The 20,806-nt window shown below is 67.9% G+C and carries 20 protein-coding genes and 1 tRNA gene; 8 read left to right on the plus strand and 13 right to left on the minus strand.

Translation table 11 applies throughout. The annotated features are described in order from the left end of the window. Complete coding sequence (locus I6H87_RS11475; protein WP_011615874.1) at nt 1-816, minus strand: TetR/AcrR family transcriptional regulator; 816 nt, start codon at nt 814-816, stop codon at nt 1-3. A 269-nt stretch (nt 817-1,085) separates the two neighbouring features. Between I6H87_RS11475 and I6H87_RS11480 the strand changes: the two genes are divergently transcribed. From I6H87_RS11480 to I6H87_RS11490, 3 genes are all read left to right on the plus strand, one after another. After that, nucleotides 1,086-1,391: a hypothetical protein gene (locus I6H87_RS11480; RefSeq protein ID WP_011615873.1), complete on the plus strand. Its 306-nt coding sequence runs from the start codon at nt 1,086-1,088 to the stop codon at nt 1,389-1,391. Nucleotides 1,392-1,432: 41 nt separating this feature from the next. After that, nucleotides 1,433-1,993, plus strand: a complete 561-nt coding sequence (locus tag I6H87_RS11485) for a DUF1439 domain-containing protein (protein WP_010813779.1) — start codon at nt 1,433-1,435, stop codon at nt 1,991-1,993. A gap of 78 nt (nt 1,994-2,071) precedes the next feature. Further along, nucleotides 2,072-2,953 (plus strand): undecaprenyl-diphosphate phosphatase, encoded by an 882-nt coding sequence (locus I6H87_RS11490; RefSeq protein WP_010813778.1) that lies wholly within the window; start codon nt 2,072-2,074, stop codon nt 2,951-2,953. 69 nt (nt 2,954-3,022) lie between these two features. Here the strand turns inward: I6H87_RS11490 and trmB are convergent, their stop codons facing one another. From trmB to I6H87_RS11510, 4 genes are all read right to left on the minus strand, one after another. After that, the gene (gene trmB, locus I6H87_RS11495; protein ID WP_011615871.1) at nt 3,023-3,814 is read right to left on the minus strand and encodes a tRNA (guanosine(46)-N7)-methyltransferase TrmB; all 792 of its coding nucleotides are present in this window, start codon (nt 3,812-3,814) and stop codon (nt 3,023-3,025) included. Nucleotides 3,815-3,880: 66 nt separating this feature from the next. After that, a tRNA-Gly gene (locus tag I6H87_RS11500) sits at nt 3,881-3,955 on the minus strand. Nucleotides 3,956-4,053: 98 nt separating this feature from the next. Continuing rightward, a complete protein-coding gene (locus I6H87_RS11505) occupies nt 4,054-4,914 on the minus strand; it encodes a transglutaminase-like domain-containing protein (RefSeq protein ID WP_011615870.1) in 861 nt (286 codons plus the stop codon). 107 nt (nt 4,915-5,021) lie between these two features. Continuing rightward, nucleotides 5,022-6,020 (minus strand): LysR family transcriptional regulator, encoded by a 999-nt coding sequence (locus I6H87_RS11510; RefSeq protein WP_010813775.1) that lies wholly within the window; start codon nt 6,018-6,020, stop codon nt 5,022-5,024. 90 nt (nt 6,021-6,110) lie between these two features. Between I6H87_RS11510 and I6H87_RS11515 the strand changes: the two genes are divergently transcribed. The 3 genes from I6H87_RS11515 to I6H87_RS11525 all read left to right on the plus strand — a co-directional run bounded on the left by I6H87_RS11515 (nt 6,111) and on the right by I6H87_RS11525 (nt 8,685). Next, nucleotides 6,111-7,100 carry a tripartite tricarboxylate transporter substrate binding protein gene (locus tag I6H87_RS11515; RefSeq protein ID WP_011615869.1) on the plus strand — a complete coding sequence of 330 codons (990 nt, stop codon included), beginning with the start codon at nt 6,111-6,113 and terminating at the stop codon, nt 7,098-7,100. Nucleotides 7,101-7,108: 8 nt separating this feature from the next. Then, the gene (locus I6H87_RS11520) at nt 7,109-8,221 is read left to right on the plus strand and encodes a CoA transferase (RefSeq protein WP_010813773.1); all 1,113 of its coding nucleotides are present in this window, start codon (nt 7,109-7,111) and stop codon (nt 8,219-8,221) included. 86 nt (nt 8,222-8,307) lie between these two features. After that, a complete protein-coding gene (locus I6H87_RS11525) occupies nt 8,308-8,685 on the plus strand; it encodes a DUF5594 family protein (protein ID WP_011615868.1) in 378 nt (125 codons plus the stop codon). A 15-nt stretch (nt 8,686-8,700) separates the two neighbouring features. Here I6H87_RS11525 and I6H87_RS11530 read toward each other — a convergent pair whose 3' ends face one another. Further along, the gene (locus tag I6H87_RS11530) at nt 8,701-9,603 is read right to left on the minus strand and encodes an aldose epimerase family protein (protein ID WP_011615867.1); all 903 of its coding nucleotides are present in this window, start codon (nt 9,601-9,603) and stop codon (nt 8,701-8,703) included. Between the two features lie 84 nt (nt 9,604-9,687). Beyond that, nucleotides 9,688-10,902: a polyhydroxyalkanoate depolymerase gene (locus I6H87_RS11535; RefSeq protein ID WP_010813770.1), complete on the minus strand. Its 1,215-nt coding sequence runs from the start codon at nt 10,900-10,902 to the stop codon at nt 9,688-9,690. A gap of 250 nt (nt 10,903-11,152) precedes the next feature. On the opposite strand from I6H87_RS11535, the gene I6H87_RS11540 reads away from it, so the two are divergent. Beyond that, the gene (locus I6H87_RS11540; protein ID WP_010813769.1) at nt 11,153-11,806 is read left to right on the plus strand and encodes a glutathione S-transferase family protein; all 654 of its coding nucleotides are present in this window, start codon (nt 11,153-11,155) and stop codon (nt 11,804-11,806) included. A gap of 21 nt (nt 11,807-11,827) precedes the next feature. On the opposite strand, the gene I6H87_RS11545 is transcribed toward I6H87_RS11540, so the two are convergent. Then, entirely contained in the window at nt 11,828-13,858 is a 2,031-nt protein-coding gene (locus I6H87_RS11545; protein WP_011615866.1) for an acetoacetate--CoA ligase, read from the minus strand. Nucleotides 13,859-13,966: 108 nt separating this feature from the next. Further along, nucleotides 13,967-15,496: a 4-hydroxy-3-polyprenylbenzoate decarboxylase gene (gene ubiD / locus I6H87_RS11550; RefSeq protein WP_011615865.1), complete on the minus strand. Its 1,530-nt coding sequence runs from the start codon at nt 15,494-15,496 to the stop codon at nt 13,967-13,969. 647 nt (nt 15,497-16,143) lie between these two features. Between ubiD and I6H87_RS11555 the strand changes: the two genes are divergently transcribed. Then, entirely contained in the window at nt 16,144-17,202 is a 1,059-nt protein-coding gene (locus I6H87_RS11555; protein ID WP_011615864.1) for a lytic transglycosylase domain-containing protein, read from the plus strand. An 80-nt stretch (nt 17,203-17,282) separates the two neighbouring features. On the opposite strand, the gene I6H87_RS11560 is transcribed toward I6H87_RS11555, so the two are convergent. The 4 genes from I6H87_RS11560 to ribBA form a co-directional block, all read right to left on the minus strand. Then, nucleotides 17,283-18,464, minus strand: a complete 1,182-nt coding sequence (locus I6H87_RS11560) for a pyridoxal phosphate-dependent aminotransferase (protein WP_010813765.1) — start codon at nt 18,462-18,464, stop codon at nt 17,283-17,285. Nucleotides 18,465-18,610: 146 nt separating this feature from the next. Then, nucleotides 18,611-19,129, minus strand: a complete 519-nt coding sequence (gene nusB, locus I6H87_RS11565) for a transcription antitermination factor NusB (protein ID WP_010813764.1) — start codon at nt 19,127-19,129, stop codon at nt 18,611-18,613. After that, complete coding sequence (ribH, locus tag I6H87_RS11570; RefSeq protein ID WP_010813763.1) at nt 19,122-19,622, minus strand: 6,7-dimethyl-8-ribityllumazine synthase; 501 nt, start codon at nt 19,620-19,622, stop codon at nt 19,122-19,124. Before ribH ends, nusB begins: the two co-directional genes overlap by 8 nt. Nucleotides 19,623-19,694: 72 nt before the next feature. Continuing rightward, on the minus strand, nt 19,695-20,804 hold the full coding sequence (gene ribBA / locus I6H87_RS11575) for a bifunctional 3,4-dihydroxy-2-butanone-4-phosphate synthase/GTP cyclohydrolase II (protein ID WP_010813762.1): 1,110 nt from the start codon (nt 20,802-20,804) through the stop codon (nt 19,695-19,697). Between the last annotated feature and the right edge of the window lie 2 nt (nt 20,805-20,806).

Below are 20,806 nucleotides of genomic sequence, written 5' to 3' on the forward strand. Positions count from 1 at the left end.
TCAGGGGCCGGGTCGCGGCGCAGGGGGATCGGGCTCGGCGTCGGCTTCCATGGCGGCGGCGCGTTGCGCCAGCATGTCGTCGCGGATGCGTTCCCAGATGTAGGGGCCGGTCTGCGGCGGCAGCGGGCGATTGCGGGCATCGCCGGTGGTGAGCCCGAACAGCAGCGTGTCCAGCAGGCCGTCCAGGAAGGCCTCGGGGTCGATGTCCTTCTCGGCGGTGGCGCGCAGCGCGCGCTGCCACAGCATCAGGAACACCAGCGGCGCACAGACCAGCGTCGTGGTGGGGTTGGCCGGCATCGCGCGGAATTCGCCGCGCGCCACGCCGCGGGCCAGCACCTTGGCGAACAACTCGTCGCCCGGCATCATCACTTCCTGGTTATAGAAACGGGCGATGTCCGGGAAGTTGGCCGACTCGGCCATGATCAGCTTGGTCAGCCCCGCCACCGGCGTGGCGCCGATCAGGCCCCACCAGCCGCGCAGCAGCTCGCGCAACAGCTCGGGCGTGCTGCCGTCGTAGGCGTCGACCAGGTCCGACCCGCGCGCCAGTGCCGGCACCAGGTTCTCGCGCACCACCGACTTGAACAGCTCTTCCTTGTTGGCAAAGTAAAGATAGACCGTGCCCTTGGACACGCCGGCCGCCGCGGCCACGTCTTCCAGCCGGGTGGCCGCATACCCGCGCTCAACGAAGAGGTCGAGCGCGGCGGCCACCAGCTCTTGCGGGCGGGCGGCCTTGCGCCGGCTCCAGCGCGGGGTGTCGGCGTCCTTGTGCGCATCGGCGGGCGTTTTCACGGGTGTCTTGCGGGTACTGCGGGGCACGTGGGGGCGGCTCGGAAAGTTAATAACTTGTGGGTCAGTAATGTAGATGAGCGCCATGAGGGGGTCAAGCGCAGGCCGGCGACCCTCGGGAACACACCGGGATTGCACTGAGGCGGATTTACGACGTGTGGCTTGTTGTGCGCTTTTCCCGGCGATGCCCGGGCGCGGCTTACCGCGTTTTCCTTTTCTTACAGGACGGCAGCGGCCCTTCGGGCACAATGTCCCCTTTATGCTGGCCGCCTGGCGGCCGCCCATCCTGAACCATCGTCATGAGCTGCCGGTCAGACCTTTCCTGCCGCGCGGGCTGCGGCGCCTGCTGCATCGCCCCGTCGATTGCCTCGCCGCTACCCGGCATGCCCGCCGGCAAGCCGGCGGGCATGCCGTGCGCGCAGCTGCTGCCGGATATGCGCTGCGCGGTATTCGGCAGCCCGGACCGGCCTGCGTTCTGCGGCGGCCTGAAGCCGTCGGCCGAGATGTGCGGCGATTCGCGCGAAGCCGCGCTGCACTGGCTGACCCGGCTGGAAATCCTGACCGCGCCGCAGGCCGGGCCCGGGCGGCCCGGTCCGCTCGCATGACGCCTGGTACGCCACCTGACTATCCCGCAATCGGAGGCAATATGATCCGGACTTCCCGACGGCGCTGGCTTGCCGCGGCAGCCGCGGCCACGCTGGCCGTGGGCCTGGCCGCCTGCGGCGCCTTCCGCAACGAATACACCTTCTCGCAAAGCCAGCTGCAGGCGGCGCTGGAGCGCAAGTTTCCGTTCAACAAGCGCTATATGGAGTTGTTCGACATCCAGCTGACCAACCCGCAGCTGACGCTGGACCCGGCGCGCAACCGCGTCAACGTGCAGTTTGACGCCATGATCGACAACAAGCTGTTCTTCAGCCGGGCCCTGTCAGGGCGTTTTGCGCTGGACAGCGGCCTGCGCTATGACGAACCCACGCGCTCGGTGGTGCTGCAGGACCCCGAGGTGCAGCGCTTCGACGTGCAGGGCATGCCCGCGCAGTTTTCGCGCCAGCTCAACGCGCTGGGCGGCATCCTGGCCGAGCAGCTGCTGCAGGACTATCCGCTCTATACCTTCCGCGAAGACCAGCTGCGGGTTGCCGGCACGAATGTGGCACCCGGTACAATCACCGTTTTGCCAGACGGCATCAACGTCAAGATCAACCGCCCGTGACCGGGGCGCTCATACAACAATCCAGGCGGTCCGGCGCGCATGCCGGGCAACGCCCATGACCACGTTTCTCCGTTCCGCATGGAAATCGCACTTGCCCTGAAAGCCGTGATACTCGGCATCGTCGAAGGACTGACCGAGTTTCTCCCCATCTCCAGCACCGGCCACCTGATCCTGGCCGGCCAGCTGCTCGACTTCAACGACGAGAAGGGCAAGATCTTCGAAATCGTGATCCAGTTCGGCGCGATCCTGGCGGTCTGCTGGGAATTCCGCGCGCGCATCGGCAACGTGGTGCGCGGCCTGCGCGCCGAGCCGCTCGCGCAACGCTTTGCCGCCAACGTGGTGATCGCCTCGGTGCCGGCCATCGTGCTGGCCTTTATCTTCGGCAAATGGATCAAGGCCCACTTGTTCAACCCGATCTCGGTGGCGCTGGCCTTTATTGTTGGCGGCGTGGTGATCCTGCTGGCCGAATGGCGCGACGCGCGCCGCGGCACGGTCTCGCATCCGCAGGGCAATGCGCTGCTGGAGGCCGCCAAGGCCGGCGCGCCGCGGATTGAATCGGTCGATGACCTGAACTGGCGCGATGCCCTCAAGGTCGGCCTGGCGCAATGCTTCGCGCTGGTGCCGGGCACCTCGCGCTCGGGCGCCACCATCATTGGCGGCATGCTGTTCGGGCTGTCGCGGCAGGTGGCCACCGAATTCTCGTTCTTCCTGGCGATCCCGGTGATCTTCGGCGCCACCGTGTACGAGCTGTACAAGGCGCGCGCGCTGCTGAACGGGGACGACCTCGGCATCTTCGCGGTGGGCTTCGTCTTTGCCTTCCTGTCCGCCTTCCTGTGCGTGCGCTGGCTGCTGCGTTTCGTCGCCACGCATGATTTCAAGCCGTTTGCCTGGTACCGTATCGCCTTCGGCATCGTGGTGCTGTTGACCGCGTACTCCGGCCTGGTGTCCTGGCACGCCTGAGCGGGATTGCAGCAGGCAACAAAAAAGCGTGGCGGGTGCCACGCTTTTTTGTTTCTCCGTCGCCAGCGCTCAGGCGGCGCGCTTGCGAAAGACCACGTCCCACACGCCATGCCCGAGGCGCACGCCGCGCCGCTCGAACTTGGTCACGGGCCGGTAATCGGGCCGCTCGGCAAATCCGTCCGCAGCGGTCGAGGTGTTCTCCAGCAACGGCTCGCCCGACAGCACTTCCAGCATCTGATGCGCGTACTCTTCCCAGTCGGTCGCGCAGTGGATATAGCCGCCCGGCTTCAGCCGCGCGGCCAGCACCTTCACCAGCGGCGGCTGCACCAGCCGGCGCTTGTTGTGGCGCTTCTTGTGCCAGGGGTCCGGGAAGTAGATATGCACGCCGTCCAGGCAGTCATCGGTCAGCATATGCGCGATCACCTCCACCGCATCGTGCTGGAGGATCCGCACATTGGCCAGGCCGCGCTCGTCGATCAGCTTGAGCAGCGCGCCCACGCCGGGCTCATGCACCTCGCAGCCCAGGAAGTTGTCTTGCGGCCGCAGGCCGGCGATATGCGCGGTGGTCTCACCCATGCCGAAGCCGATCTCAAGGATCGACGGCGCCTTGCGGCCAAATGTTGCCTCCCAGTCCAGTGGCTGCGGTGCGTACGGCACCATCATGCGCGGCCCGACTTCGTCGATGGCACGCTGCTGCCCGGTCGAGGTCCGCCCCGCGCGGCGCACGAACGAACGGATCCGGCGCGGATGCGCAACGCCTTCAGGATCGGCAGGAGAGGGGGCGGACGCTTGTCCGGCGCTGTCTACCGGCGCGGCGTCGTCAGCCGGCGTCGGTTCGGTGCTGGGGTCTTGGGGAAGCATGGCAACAAAAAAGCCGCCGGGCAGATCACCGTAATGGTGGCAAAGGCGGCTTGTCTCGACTGGAAGTGGAGCGGGCGATGGGAATCGAACCCACGTCTTTAGCTTGGGAAGCTAAGGTAATAGCCATTATACGACGCCCGCGAACCCGCGATTCTATGCGGATTTCTGGCGAGGACGCAAGCTGCCAGCTGCGGTACGGGCAAAATAAGTGCCTGTGCGAGCACTAACGTCCGGATCCGCTACCACGTAGAAATCGCCTGCGGCGTAAACACCGGCATCCCGATGCCAGCCGCCGCATCCGTCAACGGCTCGATTTCCACCGCGGGCCGCTCCGACCTTACCTGGCCGAAGATGGCCGCAAACGGTATGTCCGCGGCATCCCGGCCGGTGCCGATGCGAAGCAGGCCGGTGGGGATCGAGATGCCCGAAGGATCCAGCAGGTACCAGCGGTGCGACAGGTAGACCTCCACCACCGCGTGGAAATCCGGCCCGCCCATGTCTGCGTCCGCGCCGTAGTCGAGGCTGCTGGACATGCGTGCCGGGATGCTCAGCGCGCGGCACAGGGCGATCATCAGGTGGGCGAAATCCCTGCAGACGCCGGTGCGTTCCACGATTGTGTCGGCAGCCGAGGTGCGTTCGTTGGTGGACCGCGACAGGAAGCGCACATGATTGCGCACCCACTCGCGGATGGCGTAGACGCGCACATAGCCCCGCAGCATGCCGCCGAACTCGCGGCTGGCGAATTCCATCAGGCGGTCGGATTCGCAGTAGCGGCTTGGTGCCAGGTAGGGCAGGACATCGAAGGGCAGCTCGGCAACGGGCACTTCTGACAACCTGTCGCCGTCTTCCAGGTAGTGATCGATGTCGATGATCGCCTCATAGCGGATGCCGAGGGGGCCCTGGGGTGCGCGCAGCCTGAGCAGCCGGTTGGCCAGCACGGGATCGGTGTAGCGGGCGGTCTCGAGGCCGGGCGGCAGCGTCAGCTGCTCCGAGACGACGGACTGCCGGGGCGTGCGGGCGGCTTCGATATTGAGCAGGAAGTCCGCCATGGGATCCATGACTTCATAGGACAGGCTTACTGCGTACCTGAGGCGGTTCATCGGGTGGTCAGCACTGGCTGGGGCCGTGGAAAGGCGGCCGGTTCCCTGGGGCCGGAAATGGCGGTGCATCCATTGCCAGTGTAGTGCGGCAGCCAGACCGTGACCTGTCAGCGGCGCCGCGCGCGTGCCGGCGGTGCGCCGGTGTCCTGCCTTGTCACCGCTTCGAGGGCTTCGCGCAACCGGATCACGGCGGGCGGCGCCTCGATCTGCGCCGGGGTGATGAAGACCAGCCGGCCCGATGCAAACGGGGTGCGCAGCCGCACTTCCCGCACCATCGACATGGCCTGGTAGTGGGCCAGCGCCGTGGCCGGCGCCACCGTCAGGAAGCCGCCCGCGGCGGTCATGGCCAGGTTGCTGTGGAACGAGGCCGATTCGATATGCGGAACGGGCGGCAGCTGGCCGGCGTCGAGGAATGGCTGCTCGAACACGTCGCGCGTGTGGGTGCCGCGCGGCGGCAGGATCCAGGGACCTTCATGCAGGTCCGCCAGCGCGACCTCGCGGCGCCGCGCCAGCGCGTGGGCGGGGGCGCAGACCACGGCCAGGTATTCATCGCGCAGCGGGGTGATGTGGACCCTGGCCTTGAGCTGGTCGGTGTCGTCTTTCTGCAGCCGGCCCACGATGCAGTCGAGTTCGCCTTCGCAGAGCATTGCGGTCAGGCCGCCGACGCTATGTTCGCGCACTGCCAGCCGCGGCAGCGCGTCCTGGGCCCGCAGCAGCGCGACCGCCTGCGGCAGCACGTCCACGCCCACCAGCGGCAGCATGCCCAGCCGGACCAGCGGCACTTCCGGGCGCGCCTGCAGCGCCTCGCCGGCGGCGTCGATCACGCCCAGCACCACGCGCAGCCGCTCCAGCGCGCGTTCGCCCGCGGCACTCAGCCGTCCGCCGCGCGTGGTGCGTTCGATCAGCCTGCAGCCGAAGGCGTACTCCAGTTCCTGCAGCATCTTGGTGACGGCGGGCTGGCTGATATGCAGCGCTTCGCCGGCCGCGGTCAGCGAGCCGCTGCGCGCCACCAGGTCGAGCAGGCGCAGGTGCCGGATGCGCAGCCGGTCAATCCGGTTGGGAGACGGCGTGGCGGCGCTGGCGCGCGTAGGGGAGGCGGGACTCATAACAAAACGTGATGGTTCCATCAAGACTGGATAATTGTTTCGAATGGCCCGGCGCCGGACAATCGGGGCAAACCATGGAGGAGACATGCGATGCATGCCAACGTCGGGCGCCGCCTGCTGCTGAAGTCCCTGCTGGCGCTGCCGGCCGCTGCCGCGCTGGGCAGGGCCGGTGCGGCCAGTCCCTATCCCAACCGCCCGATCCGGCTGGTGGTGCCCTACGCCGCCGGCGGCGGTCCGGATATCCAGACCCGCAAGCTGGCTGAGTTGCTGGCGCGAGAGCTTGGCCAGCCGGTGGTGGTCGAGAACAAGGTCGGTGCAGGCGGCATCCTGGCCGCGGAGTTTGTCGCGCAGCAGCCGGCGGATGGCTACACGCTGATGCTGGGTGCCTCGACCCATGTCACGCAGAAGCTGCTGCAGCCCGGCGCGAAGTTCGACCCGATGGCGTTCACCCACATCATCCGCGTCGGCGTCAGTCCGGCGGTGCTGGTGGTCAGCGCCGGCTCGCCGTACCGGAACGTGGCCGACCTGGTCGCCGCGGCGCGGCGCGCGCCGGGCACGCTGAACTACGCCTCGGGCGGGATCGGCTCGGCCGCGCATGTGTCGGGCGCGGCGTTTGCGTCGGCCACCGGCATCGACGTGGTGCATGTGCCGTACAAGGGCTCGGTCGAGATCGTGCCATCGCTGATAAAGGGCGACACGCAGTTCGGCTTCCCGGTGGCGGCGACGGCGATTCCGCAGATCGCCAGCGGCAAGGTGCGGGCCCTGGCGGTGACCTCGGCCAGCCGCGCCGCGGTGCTGCCGCAGGTGCCCACGCTGAATGAGGCGCTGGGCCGCAAGGATCTCGATCTCGACGCATGGAGCGGCATCTGGGCGCCGCCGCATCTGCCCGCGCCGATCGTGGCGCGGCTGCATGCCGCGGTGCTGCAGGCGCTGGGCGATCCCGGCCTGCGCCGGCGCTATGCCGAGATGGGCGCGGTGCTTGCGCCGACGCCCACGCCTGAAGCCTTCTCGCGGCTGGTGGCCGATGAGACCACCCGCATCCGCCAGGTTATCGACAAGAACCGCATCACCATCGAATAGGCTATCCCATGACCCTCACTCCACAACCGGATTTTGCCCCGCTGGCCGGCATCACCGTGCTGGATTTCTCGCACGTGATCGCCGGGCCGTTTGCCACCTTCCTGCTGGCGCAGTTGGGGGCGCGGATCACCAAGGTCGAGAGCGCCGGCGGTGGCGACGTGATGCGCCGCGCGGGCAAGGGGCATGCCGCCTTTGTCGCGCTCAATGCGGGCAAGTCGTCGCTGGCGCTCGACCTGTCGGATGAGGCAGGGCGCGAACACGCGCTGGAACTGGCCGGCCGCTGCGATGTCTTCGTCGACAACCTGCGGCCGGGCGTGCTCGAGCGCTTCGGGCTGGGCTATGAAGCCGTGCGCGCGCGCAATCCGCGCGTGGTCTATTGCAGCATCTCGGGCTTTGGCCGCGGCGCGGCGCAGTGGCATGGCCGGCCTGCCTACGACCACGTGGTGCAGGCCGCCACCGGCATGGCCTGGATGGGCGGCACCGAGGGCGATCCGCCGATGAAGACCGGCTTCCCGGTGATCGACTCGGCCACCGGCATGCTGGCCGCCTTTGCCATCCTGGCCGGCGTGCGCGAGAGCGAACGCACGGGGCGGGGCATGCTGCTCGATGTCTCGATGGCCACCGCCGGCCTGCAACTGATGTATCCGATGACGTGCGATGCCATGACCACCGGCGGCGTGCCGGCGCGGCAGGGCAACCAGGGCTATTCGGGCAGCCCGTCGGCCGATTTCTTCCGCACGCAGGATGGCTGGCTGGCGATCGGCGCGAATACGCCGAAGCAGTTGCTGGCGCTGCTTGACGCACTCGGGCTGGGCGGGCTTGCGCAAGATCCGGCCTTGTTCGAGACGCCGCTGGATGCGGGCGCCTTGCCTGCCTTCGTGCGCTCGCTCGATCCGGCCGCGCTCAAGCGGGCGATTGCGGGCGCAGTGGCGGCGGGCACCGCGGAGGATCTGGAATTGCGCCTCAGCGCGCTGGGGATCCCGGCGGCCCGCCTGCGCAATATCGCTGAGTTTGCGGGGGAGTCGATGGCCAATGGCAGCCTGCGGCCGGTGGCGCTGCAGGAAGGGGAGACCGAGGTGCTGTCGCCGGGGCTGGGCTTCCAGGTCTACCGCCCGGTATGACACCCGGCGGCGTATAGTTGCTGGCACGATGGCGCACGGCTGTGTGCCGCCATCGCTCCAACTCGCAACGTCAGGACGCCGCCACCTTGACCACCGATTTCTTCGCCCGCTTTGAAGCGGAATGCCTGCCGCGCATCGCCGCCGCGATTGGCCAGCATGACCGGCGCGTGCAACTCCACACCCTGCCCGCCGAAGCCCCCGGCTGGCCGCCGCGCCTGCGCGTAACCGGGGATGGCCCGCCGGACCTGCGGCGCCACCCTTATGCGCTGGATATCACGCTGGCGTGGGACGGGCTGGAGGTGCAACGGCTGTTTGCGGCAGGGGGCGAGACGCGCTTTGCCGGTTACCTGGCGGCGCTGCCGGCAAAGCTGCGCGCCTGGCAGGAGCCGCGCGGGATCGATTTCCGCTCGCTGTCGCAGGCTGACCCGGCGATCCTGATCGGCGGACTGGATTTCGAGCGCTGAGCCGGGTGCACTGACTCAGCCAGCCACCCGCAGCCGGCATATCGCGCTTTCCGTTTGCCCCGGCTCGATCCAGCGCAGCCCCTGACCGTGGTGGATCGCGTCGGGCAGGCCTGCCCACGGTTCCACGCAATAGAAGTCGGAGGTTTCGTTTTCGGACCAGGTCGTCACGGCATGCCATGGCGCGCTGCCGGCAAGGTCGAGTTCGAACGTGACGCGGCGGTCCGGCATCGCCAGCGCGGCGGACGGGCTGTCGCGAAAGACGTGGAACGTGTCCTGCAGGCGTGCGTCGTCCAGCCAGTAAGTCGTCTCGCCCCGCTCTGCGGGCCCGGGGCTGCCATCGGGTAGCTGGCGCATGCGGTCCGTGCCCGGCAATGCCAGCGACGCGGCGCCACGTTGCGCGTGCGGCAGCGCGAAATAGAAATGGTGGCCGGGATAGCAGGGCAGGCGTTGCGCGCCGGTATTGATGGTGCGCAGCGTGACTTCGAGGCCGTCGGGCAGCAAGCGGTAGATGGCGTCGAAGACAAAGGCAAAGGGGTAGCCGGCCCGCGTTGCATCGCTGTCGCGCAGCGTCATCGTGATCGCGGCTTGCGCGTCGATGGCGCTGACGTCGAAGGGCAGGTCGCGCGCAAAGCCGTGCTGCGCCAGCGTGCGCATGGTCCCTTGTCCGTCGCGCCACTGGCCCGGATTGCCATCGGCAAAATGCCGGCCGATAAACGGAAACAGCAGCGGGTTGCCGCCGCGGACCTTGGCCGGGCGGGACCAGTCGGCAGCGTCCGGCCAGTAGAGGATGTCCTGTCCGCGGTGCACCCAGCGGACCAGCCGCCCGCCGTGTTGCGGGGCGAGCAGCAGGAACGTGTCGGCATCGCCGATCCGGACCAGCGGCTGGCCCTGGAAGTCTTGTGTCGGTAGCAATGGCATGTTGATCGTTGGTGCCGCGCCGTTCGCGTGCCGCCCGGCGCAGCTGCCATGATAAGCGAGGCCAGCGCGCTGGCGGCTGCCGGGTTAGCTGCTGGTGTAGATGGTGTTGCGCACCAGCGGGTACACCTGCGTCTCCCACCGCCTGCCGTTGAACACGCCATAGTGCCCGACCCCGGTCTGCACATGATGCATGCGCATGTAGGGGCGCAGGCTGGAGCACAGGTCCTGCGCCGCCACGGTCTGGCCGATGGCGCAGATATCGTCGCGTTCACCCTCCACGGTGAGCAGGGCGGTGCGGTGGATGGCGCGCGTGCGGACACGGCGTCCGCTCACGTCAAGCAGGCCCTGGGCCAGCAGGAAGCGCTGGAATACCAGGCTGACGGTTTCCAGGTAGAACTCCGCGGTCAGGTCCATGGTGGCGAAGTACTCGATGTAGAAGTCGCGGATGGCATCGGCCTTGTCGTGCTCGCCGCGCTCGCGCAGGGCGTAGAGCTCGCGCAGCGCCTGTTCGTGCCGCTCCGGGTTCATGCTCATGAAGGCCAGCAGCTGCACGTGGCCCGGGTAGACGCGCCGCATCGCGCCGGCAAAGCGCAGCGGCACCATGCCGATCAAGGTGCGCTCGAACCATTCGAGGGGTTGGCTCATGGCCAGCGCGTTGACCTTGGTCGGATTGACGCGCGCGTCGATGGGGCCGGCCATCAGCGTCAGGCTGGGCGGCTGGGCGGGATCCCCGTCCTCGGCCATGAGTGCCGCTGCCGCCAGCGCTGCCACGGCAGGCTGGCAAATCGCCACCAGATGCGTGCCTCCGCCCAGCGTCTGCAGGAAGCCGATCAGGTGCTGCACGAATTCATCGAAGCCGAAGCGCCCGGCCAGCAACGGAATGTCGCGGGGGTTGTGCCAGTCGGTGAGATAGACGTCGTGGTCGGCCAGCATGGTCTGGACCGTGCCGCGCAGCAGCGTGGCGAAGTGGCCGGACATCGGCGCCACCAGCAGCACGCGCGGCTGGCCGACGATGCCGTGGCGGCGGAAGTGCAGCAGCGAGCAGAACGGCGTGCGCGCGACGACTTCCTCGGTGACCGGCACCGGCTGGCCGCCGACGGTTGCGTGGTCGATGCCGAAGGCCGGCCGGTGGTGCGTGAGCCGCACCAGTGCGATGAGCTCGCAGGCGGCACGCAGGCGGGGCACCGCGTCGAAACCACCGGACCTGGGATTTGCCGCCAGCGTCGCGGCAGCCAGCTCCGCCAGCGTGCAGGCCGGCAGTATCATGTCCGCGTAGATCTGGTAGGCGTGGTACAGCATGGCTCGGTCCCCGCTATTCTGGTTCTTGCGAGCCGCAATATGCATGCCATCAGTTTATGCCTGGCACGCGCCTTGCGCATTGTGCTGTGAGCGGGCGGACAATGCCGCGCAAGTAGCGAGGCATGCGCCTGGCGCATGGGCATGGCGCCGCTTCGCGGCGCGTTGCGCGCAGCGGCTTCAGACTGGTGCCTGCCGGATGCACTGCATAGGTGCGCGGCCATTAGCGGCAACAAGCAGTAAAGGAGGCGCGATGTCCAAGACCACACTCACCATTAGCAGCAAGACCTATTCCTCATGGTCGCTGCGCGGCTGGCTGCTGGCGCGCTTTGCCGGCCTGGAATTCGAAGAAGTGCTGGTGCCGCCGGACGACGCCGCGGCGCGTGCGGAAATCCTGCTGCTGTCCCCGTCGATCCTGGTGCCGTGCCTGCGCCACCACGGCGTGACGGTGTGGGACACGCTGGCAATCGCCGAATACCTGAATGAAATCCACCCCAAGGCTGGCCTGCTGCCGGAAGACCGCGCCGCGCGTGCCCACTGCCGTGCCATCTGCGGCGAGATGCATTCCGGGTTCGCCGCGATGCGTTCGGCGCTGCCGATGAACCTGAAGGGGCATTTCCCCGGGATGAAGGTGTGGTCGCGTGCGCAGGCGGACATCGATCGCGTCACGGCGATCTGGACCGAATGCCTGACGCGCTACGGCGGGCCATACCTGTTCGGCACGCGCACCATGGCCGACGCCATGTACGCGCCGGTGGTGACGCGCTTTGTCACCTATGGCGTGATGCTCGATCCCGTGCCGGTTGCCTACTGCAAGCAGATCCTGTCGATGCCGGAACTGCAGGAGTGGATCGCGGCGGCGCGCGAGGAACCCGACGAAATCAGCGAGCTGGATGTGGAGTTCTAGCGGCCGCCGCCGGCGCTGACGCTACGCCGTGGCCGATTCGGCTTGCCGCGCAGCCAGGAAGCGTGCGGCGTAGTCGAAGTACCAGTCGAGCGTGTCCGGGTTGGCCATCGCATCGCGGTTGGCGATGCCCTGCGGCGCATGGCCGAGCAGCAGCTTCTTGATCGGCACCTCCATCTTCTTGCCCGACAGCGTGCGCGGCACGCCGGGCACCTGCACGATCTCGTTGGGCACGTGGCGCGAGGACAGCGCGTCGCGGATGCGCGCGCGCAGGGTGTCGCGCAGCGCATCATCCAGCACCAGGCCTTCGCGCAGCACTACGAACAGCGGCATATAGGATTCGCGGCCCAGGTATTCCAGGTCGACCACCATGCTGTCGAGCACCTCCGGCAGGTCTTCCACCACGCGGTACAGCTCGCTGGTGCCCATGCGGATGCCGTGGCGGTTGATGGTGGCGTCCGAGCGCCCGTAGATCACAGCGCCGCCGCGCCTTGTGATCTTGATCCAGTCGCCATGCCGCCAGACGCCGGGATAGGTGTCGAAATAGCTGTCGCGATAGCGCTTGCCGTCGGTGTCGCCCCACAGGTAGAGCGGCATCGACGGCATCGGCTCGGTGCAGACCAGTTCGCCCACCGCGTCGAGCAGCGGCTGGCCGTGGTCGTCGAAGGCCTCCACCCTGGCGCCCAGGCAGCGGCACTGCATCTCGCCGGAATAGACCGGCAGCAGCGGGCAGCCGGCGACGAACGAGCCGGCAAAGTCGGTGCCGCCCGACATCGGCACCAGCCAGATGTCTTCGCGCACATGGCGGTAGATCCAGTCGTAGGCCTCGACCGGCAGCGGCGAGCCGGTCGAGCCGAGCCCGCGCAGGCGCGACACGTCGGCGATGCGCGCCGGCTCGATGCCCGCCTTCATGCAGTTGGTGAAGAAGGCCGCGCCGGCGCCGAACATGGTCACGCCGGCATCGTCGACGAAGCGCCACAGCACGCCGGCATCCGGATAAGCCGGGTTGCCGTCATACAGTGCGATGGTGGTGCCCAGCAGCAGCCCGGCCACCTGCGCGTTCCACATGATCCAGCCGCTGCTGCTGTACCAGTGGAAGACATCGTCCGGGCCCAGGTTGTTATGGAAGGCCATCAGCTTGAGCTGCTCGATGACGATGCCGCCATGGCCATGCACGATCGGCTTGGGCATGCCGGTGGTGCCGGACGAATAGACGATCCACAGCGGGTGGTCGAACGGCACCGGCTCGATCGCCAGCGGCACGTCGTGCGCCAGCACCTCCTGCCAGGCATGGGTGCGCACGCCGGCGGGCGGCGCCGCATTGCTGCCGACCTGTGGCACGAGCACGAGATCGGTCAGCGAGGACAGGGTGGCGACCAGGTCTGCCACCACCGGGGCGCGGTCGTAGACCTTGCCGCCATAGCGGTAGCCATCGACTGCTATCAGCACCTTGGGCTCGATCTGGCGGAAGCGGTCGATCACTGCCACCTGGCCCATGTCGGGCGCGCAGCCCGACCACACCGCGCCGAGGCTGGCGGTGGCGAGGAAGGCGACGATGGTGGCGGGGATATTGGGCAGGTAGCCGGCGACACGGTCGCCGCGCTGCACACCCATCTGGCGCAGCGCATGCGCCAGCGACGCGACCTGGGCTTCGAGGGTGTCCCAGCTCACTTCGGCCAGCAGCTGCGCTTCGCCGGCGTAACGGATCGCGGCGCGCTGGCGGGCGGTGCCGGTGCTGGTGCCGGCATGGCGGAATACCTGCTGCACGTAGTTCAGCGTCGCGCCTTCGAACCAGCGCGCGCCCGGCATGGTGTGGCGGTCCAGCACCTGCGTGGCGGGCGTGTCGAAATGCACGTCGAAATACGCGCGCACGGCATCCCAGAAGGCTTCCAGCTCGGTGACCGACCACTGCCACAGGCTGTCGTAGTCGTCAAAGGCCAGGCTGCGCTCGGCGCGCAGCCAGCGCATGAAGGCGGCGATCTGGCTGCTGTCGCGGAACGCCGCGGACGGCGTCCACATCAGATTCCCTTCGGTCAGAGGGGCGGGGGTGCTCATGTCTCCTCCTCGGGCCCGTCTGTCGCGGGCATCGGATGGTGGCGATGGGTATGCCGGGCTCGTGTGGCGGCAGCCGGCATCAGCCTGCAATGATAACGGCCCTTAGATTCAGTTGCCGGCCGGACGCTCGAACAGGCTTTCCCACATGGTGTCGACCTTCGCCTTGACCGCGGCATCCATGGAGATCGGCGTGCCCCATTCGCGCGTGGTCTCGCCCGGCCACTTGTCGGTCGCGTCGATGCCCATCTTGGAGCCCAGGCCCGACACCGGCGAGGCGAAGTCCAGGTAATCGATCGGCGTGTTGTCGACCAGCACCGTGTCGCGGCTGGGGTCGACCCGTGTGGTGATGGCCCAGATCACTTCCTTCCAGTCGCGCACGTCGACATCGTCATCGACCACCACGATGAACTTCGTATACATGAACTGCCGCAGGAAGCTCCACACGCCGAACATCACGCGCTTGGCATGGCCGGCGTACTGCTTCTTCATGCGCACCAGCGCCATGCGGTAGCTGCAGCCCTCGGGCGGCAGGTAGAAGTCGGTGATCTCCGGGAACTGCTTCTGCAGCAGCGGCACGAACACCTCGTTCAGCGCCACGCCCAGCACCGCCGGCTCATCGGGCGGCTTGCCGGTGTAGGTGGAGTGGTAGATCGGGTCGCGCCGCATGGTGATGCGGTCGATGGTGAACACCGGGAACCAGTCCTGCTCGTTGTAATAGCCGGTGTGGTCGCCGAACGGGCCTTCCAGCGCATGCTGGTAGCCGGACGGGTGGTTCGGGTCGGGCTGGATATGGCCTTCGAGCACGATCTCGGCCGACGCGGGCACGCTCAGCTCGGACAGCGTCGGCGTGAGGCAGCCGGCCAGCGCGGTGCGGCTGCCGCGCAGCAGGCCGGCGAACTGGTACTCGGACAGCGTATCGGGCACCGGCGTCACCGCGCCCAGGATGGTGGCGGGGTCCGCGCCCAGCGCCACCGCGATCGGGAAGGGCTTGCCGGGATTGGCCAGCGCATGCTCGCGGAAATCCAGCGCGCCGCCGCGGTGCGCCAGCCAGCGCATGATGACCTGGTTGCGGCCGATCACCTGCTGGCGGTAGATGCCAAGGTTCTGGCGCTTCTTGTGCGGGCCCTTGGTCACCACCAGGCCCCAGGTGATCAGCGGCGCGGCGTCGCCGGGCCAGCAGGTCTGGATCGGCAGGCGCGCCAGGTCGACGTCGTTGCCTTCCCACACCACCTCCTGGCAGGCCGGGCTGCTGACGCGCTTTGGTGCCATATCCCACACAGATTTGGCCAGCGTGAACAGCTTGCCGGCCTCGCGCAGGCCGCGCGGCGGTTCCGGTTCCTTCAATGCTGACAAGACCCGGCCGATGTCGCGCAGGTCCTCCATCGATTCGGCGCCCATGCCAAGTGCGACTCTGTGTGTCGTGCCGAACAGATTGGCCAGTACGGGGACGCTATAGATACCTCCATCGGTGCTGGCTCCGGAAGGTTTCTCAAAAAGGACCGCGGGGCCTCCAGCGCGCAGCAGCCGGTCGCAGACTTCGGTCATTTCCAGGTTGGGCGCAACCGGCCGGGCGATGCGCCGCAGCTCGCCCATGCCTTCGAGTTGGCCGATGAAATCGCGCAAGTCTTTGTATTGCATAGTGAATTCTGTTGTGGTGCGGGGCTGGGGGAAAGCCTCTGCAAGGCGGCGTCGAAGTCGGTGACGATACACATTCACCGGCGCCGCGGCAAAAAAATCATCAAAGCCAAGCCGCGCAAATTGTAAGTTTTTTGTCGCTGACAGCGTACTTTTCCGAGCGACCAGCCAAGGCCAGGCCTGCGTTTGCGGGCAATCGGGTGATCCGGTGGCGACATGGCAATCATTGTTACAAATAACTGTAAGTAGTAGAAACCGAAGTTATTATTCTTGACGGGATATAACACCGTTCCTACAATCCGGTCTTGCTCCTGGAGTGTTGCGTCGCAACATGGATTTTCCCCCTGTGTCAAGGGGTGCACATAAAGAAAATGTGCCAGAAAGTCCCTCCAGCAAGGACCGATGTATGGACCCGAAGCAAGGCGGGCCGACCGGTCGCCTCCGGCGACTTGCCGGAGCGTAGTGAGTTTAGTCGTGGCAGGGTGCGCTCCCCCAGAGCGTAGCCTGTTTCCAGTTGGGCGCACGGGGAGCGCCTGCCAACAGATGCTTGGTCGTCACTGCTGGACGGCGCGGCATCCTTACTTGAGTACGTTGAGATCGGGCGCGTGCCGCAGTCGGGCGCGCGAAGCGGGCAACGGATGGAGGTAAGCATGAGCGGTTGGAAAACCCTTCATCTTCCCGGCATCGGGCGGGCCTTGCAGGTCCGTCTCCGACAGCCGGTACCCGGAGTGAGTCGGGCATTGCAGGTCCGTCTTGCGCATCCGGTCGCGGGCCGCGCGTTGCGCGGTGGCCGCACAACGCTGAAGTACGCGCTGAACAGCCTGGGCGTGGTCGCGGTCGTTTCGGCCGTGTCGCTGTCGCTGAGCCAGGAATGGCGCACCACGCTGGCCGCGCTGCTGGCGGGTGACGAGGCACCCGCGGTGCTGGTTGGCGCCGCCATGCCGGCCGCGCCTGCCGTGGCCAGCACTGCCGTGCCGCCGCATTCGGCGGACGTCGCCGCGGCCAAGCTTGCCTTTGGCAAGGCCGGCCTGCCGACGGTGTCGGGCGTGGACGAATGGACCCTGGCGGCATCCGCCAAGGTGCCGTCGGTCGCGCACCTCGCCGCGCGGATCCCGGTCACGCGCGTGGCGCAAGACGCCCGCAGCACCGCCACGCTGGGCAGCGCGCGCGAGCAGGCGGCCGTCGCCGACTATATCGCCCGCAAGTACCGCGTGGCGGCGCAGGCCACCGCGCAGCTGGTGAAGGCGGCCTACCTGACCGGCCGCGAGGTCGGCATCGACCCGCTGCTGATCCTGGGCGTGATCGCGATCGAGTCCAGCTTCAACCCGTACGCCGAAAGCGGCGTGGGCGCGCAGGGCCTGATGCAGGTCATGACCAAGGTCCACCAGGACAAGTACGAGGCCGTCGGCGGCGTTGCCGCGGCACTGAACCCGTATGCCAATATCAAGATCGGCGCGCTGGTGCTCAAGGACTGCATCGCCCGCGCCGGCTCGATCGAAGGCGGCCTGAAGTACTACGTCGGTGCCACCACGGCTACCGATGGCGGCTACGGCGCCAAGGTGCTGGCCGAGCGTGCCCGCCTGCGCCAGCTGCTGGGCGTGCGCAACGCGCCCGCCAACGCCGACAAGCCGGTCGAGGTCAAGGCCCCGGCCGAGCAGCTGGCCCCGACCGAGAAACTGGAAGCGAACAACGGTCCGCACAACGCCTGAGCGCGCAACGGTACCGCCAATCAGAAAAGCACCCCGCGGGGTGCTTTTCTTTTGCCTGCTTCAGCCGCGGCAGAGGACGGTCAGCGGAACAGCTTGCCGAGGCGCGCCATCGCCTCCTCGATATTCTCGCGCGAGGTCGCGTACGAGATCCGGATGTAGTCCTTCGCCGTATGCGGGCCGAAATCCTGCCCCGGCACCATGACCACGCCCGCATCGTGCAGCATCGCCTGCGTCAGCCGGTCGGCATCGCCGGCGGCGGGGTGGTTGACGCCGCGGCAGTCGGCGTAGACATAGAAGGCGCCGTCGGGGCGCACCGGCACGCGCAGGCCAAGGGACTCCAGTGCCGGCACGATCAGGTCGCGGCGGCGGCGGAACTCGGCCTTGCGTTCGTCGTAGATCGCCAGGGCCTCGGGGGTGAAGCAGGCCAGCGCGGCGTACTGCGCCACGGCCGACGCGCAGATGAACAGGTTCTGCGCGACCTTCTCGAAGGCTTCCACCAGCGCCTCCGGCACCACCAGCCAGCCCAGGCGCCAGCCCGTCATGTTGAAGTACTTGGAGAAGCTGTTCACCGTGACCACGTTCTCGTCCAGGCTCAGTGCCGAGACCGGCGGCGCGTCATAGGACAGGCCCTGGTAGATCTCGTCGAGGATGGCAAAGCCGTTGCGCGCGCGCACGGCCTGCAGGATGCGGGCGAGCTCGTCGGGCAGGATCGAGGTGCCGGTGGGGTTGGAAGGCGATGCCAGCAGCACGCCGCGGGTCTGCTCGCCCCAGTTGGCCTCGACCTGCGCGGCGGTCAGCTGGAAGCGCTCGGCCGGGCCGCTCGGGATCATGCGCGCGGCGCCGTCGAAGGCGGCGACGAAGTGCCGGTTGCAGGGGTAGCTGGGGTCGGGCATCAGCACCTCGGCGCCGATCTCGACCAGCACCGCGCACGCCAGCAGCAGCGCGCCCGAGGCGCCGGCCGTGACGATCACGCGCCGGGCCGGGATATCCAGCCCGTAGGCCGTCTTGTAATAGCCCGCGATGGCCTCGCGCAGCGGATGGATGCCGAGCGCACCGGTGTACTGGGTCACGCCGCGGCGCATGGCGGCTTCGGCCGCGCGCACCACCGGCTCGGCGGCGGTAAAGTCCGGCTCGCCGATACCCATGTGCACGATATGGCGGCCGGCGCGTTCCAGCGCGGCGGCCTGCTTGGCCAGTTCCATCACGTGGAAGGCTTCGATATTGGCGAGGCGGGAGGCGGTGGCCAGGTGCTGCATGTCCATGGTGGTCCGGGACGGGCCCGGGGCCCGTTCAGCAAGAGGATAGGTAGGAATGAAAACACCCGCCGGGGCGGGTGTCGTCTTCATCACTGCCGGCGCAAGCCAGCCGTGATGGCGTGGGCCGGCCCGCGGGCGGCTCAGCTGGCAACTCAGCGGCGCGCCGCGACCTCGGCCGCGCGCACCTGGGCGGCAAGCTTGTCCAGTACGCCGTTGACGTACTTGTAGCCCTCGACGCCGCCAAAGGTCTTGGTCAGCTCGACGGCTTCGTTGATCACGACCTTGTACGGGATGTCGAGGCAGTGCACCAGCTCATAGCTGCCGACCAGCAGGGCGGCGCGCTCGACCGGCGACAGTTCTTCGACCTTGCGGTCCAGGAACGGCTCGAAGGCGGCGGTCAGGCGGGCTTCCTCGCGTACGGCGCCGTTGAGGAGCGCGTCGAAGTGCTCGCGGTCGGCCTTGTTGAAACCTTGCGCATCATGCAGGTGAGCCTGGATCGCCCCGATGTCATTACGGTTCAGCAGCCACTGATACAGCCCTTGCAGAGCCAGCTCGCGCGAGCGGCGGCGCGCGCTCTTGGGCGGTGCCTTGGCCTCGGTGCGGGCCGCGGCGGGCTTGCCGCCGGCTGTCTTGCCGCCGTCGTTGTCGGGGGTGTTCGACGTATCACTCATCGTCGTCCTCGTCTTCATCTTCCTGGCCGCGCAGCGAATCGAGCGCGGCGACCAGGTTGGCCATCTCCACCGCGGCGCGGGCGCAGTCGCGGCCCTTCTCGCGCGTGCGGGCGTGGGCCTGCTCGTCAGTATCCACGGTCAGGATGCCATTGGCGATCGGCACATTGAAGTCCAGGCCGACGCGGGTGATGCCGGCGCCCGACTCGTTCGAGACCAGCTCGAAGTGGTAGGTCTCGCCGCGCACCACGGCGCCCAGGGCGACCAGGGCGTCGAACTGGCCGCTCTCGCACATCTTCTGCAGCGCCAGCGGGATTTCCAGCGCGCCGGGGACGGTCACCACCAGGGTGTCTTCGCCCTCGACGCCGAGCTTTTCCAGCTCGGCCACGCAGGCTTCGAGCAGTTCGGCGCAGACCGGCTCGTTGAAGCGGGCCTGCACGATGCCGATACGCAGGCCTTCACCGTCGAGGTTGCTGGGGTAGAAGCCGTGATCCATTGTTCAGTTCTCCAGTTTTCGGGGCGGCAACGGCGCTGGTGCGCGCTGCCGGGGTGTCCGGGTGGCGCAGGCTCAGTCGGCCTGGCCGTTCATGGGTTGGTAGCCGGTGACCTCGAGGTCGAAGCCGGTCATGCTGGGCATGCGCTGCGGCGACGCCAGCACGCGCATCCTGCCCACGCCAACATCCTTCAGGATCTGCGCGCCCATGCCGTAGGTGCGCAGGTCCGGCTTGCGGCGCGGGCGCGACTGCGGCGCGTCCAGCGCGCTGAACTGCGTGAACAGCTGGTCGGCCGAGTCGCCGCAGTTAAGCAGCACGATCACGCCGCTGTCGGCCTCGGCGATGGCTTTCATTGCCGCCGGAATGCTCCAGGAATGCGTGGTGCACTTCACTTCCAGCAGGTCCAGCACCGAGAAGGGCTCGTGCACGCGCACCAGCGTTTCCTGGTCCGGCGCGGGCGAACCCTTGACCAGCGCCAGGTGCGCCTGGCCGGTGGGCTTGTCGCGGTAGGCGATGCTGTGGAAGGTGCCGTAGGGCGTCTGCATGGCGCGCTCGCCCACACGCTCGATAATGCTCTCGGTGCGGCTGCGGTAGTGGATCAGGTCGGCAATGGTGCCGATCTTCAGGTCATGTTCCTGCGCGAACTCGATCAGGTCCGGCAGGCGCGCCATGGTGCCGTCGTCCTTCATGATCTCGCAGATCACGGCCGCCGGCGTCAGGCCTGCCAGCGCGCCCAGGTCGCAGCCGGCCTCGGTATGGCCGGCGCGGATCAGCACGCCGCCGGGCTGGGCCGTCAGCGGGAAGATATGGCCGGGCTGGACCAGGTCGGCCGGCCTGGCGTCGCGGGCGACGGCGGCCTGCACGGTGCGGGCGCGGTCGGCGGCGGAAATGCCGGTGGTCACGCCCTCGGCAGCCTCGATCGACACGGTGAAGTTGGTGCCGTGCTGGGTGCCGTTGCGGCTGACCATCGGGTGCAGGTCCAGCTGGCGGCAGCGCTCGGCGGTCAGGGTCAGGCAGATCAGCCCGCGGCCGTGCTTGGCCATGAAGTTGATCGCTTCCGGTGTGACGAAATCGGCAGCCAGCACCAGATCGCCTTCATTCTCGCGGTCTTCCTCATCGACGAGGATGACCATGCGGCCGGCGCGGATGTCGGCAATGATGTCTTCGGTACGGGCGATTTTCATGG

Origin of the sequence: Cupriavidus necator, from assembly GCF_016127575.1 — a bacterium.
Classification (GTDB): Bacteria; Pseudomonadota; Gammaproteobacteria; order Burkholderiales; family Burkholderiaceae; genus Cupriavidus; species Cupriavidus necator_D.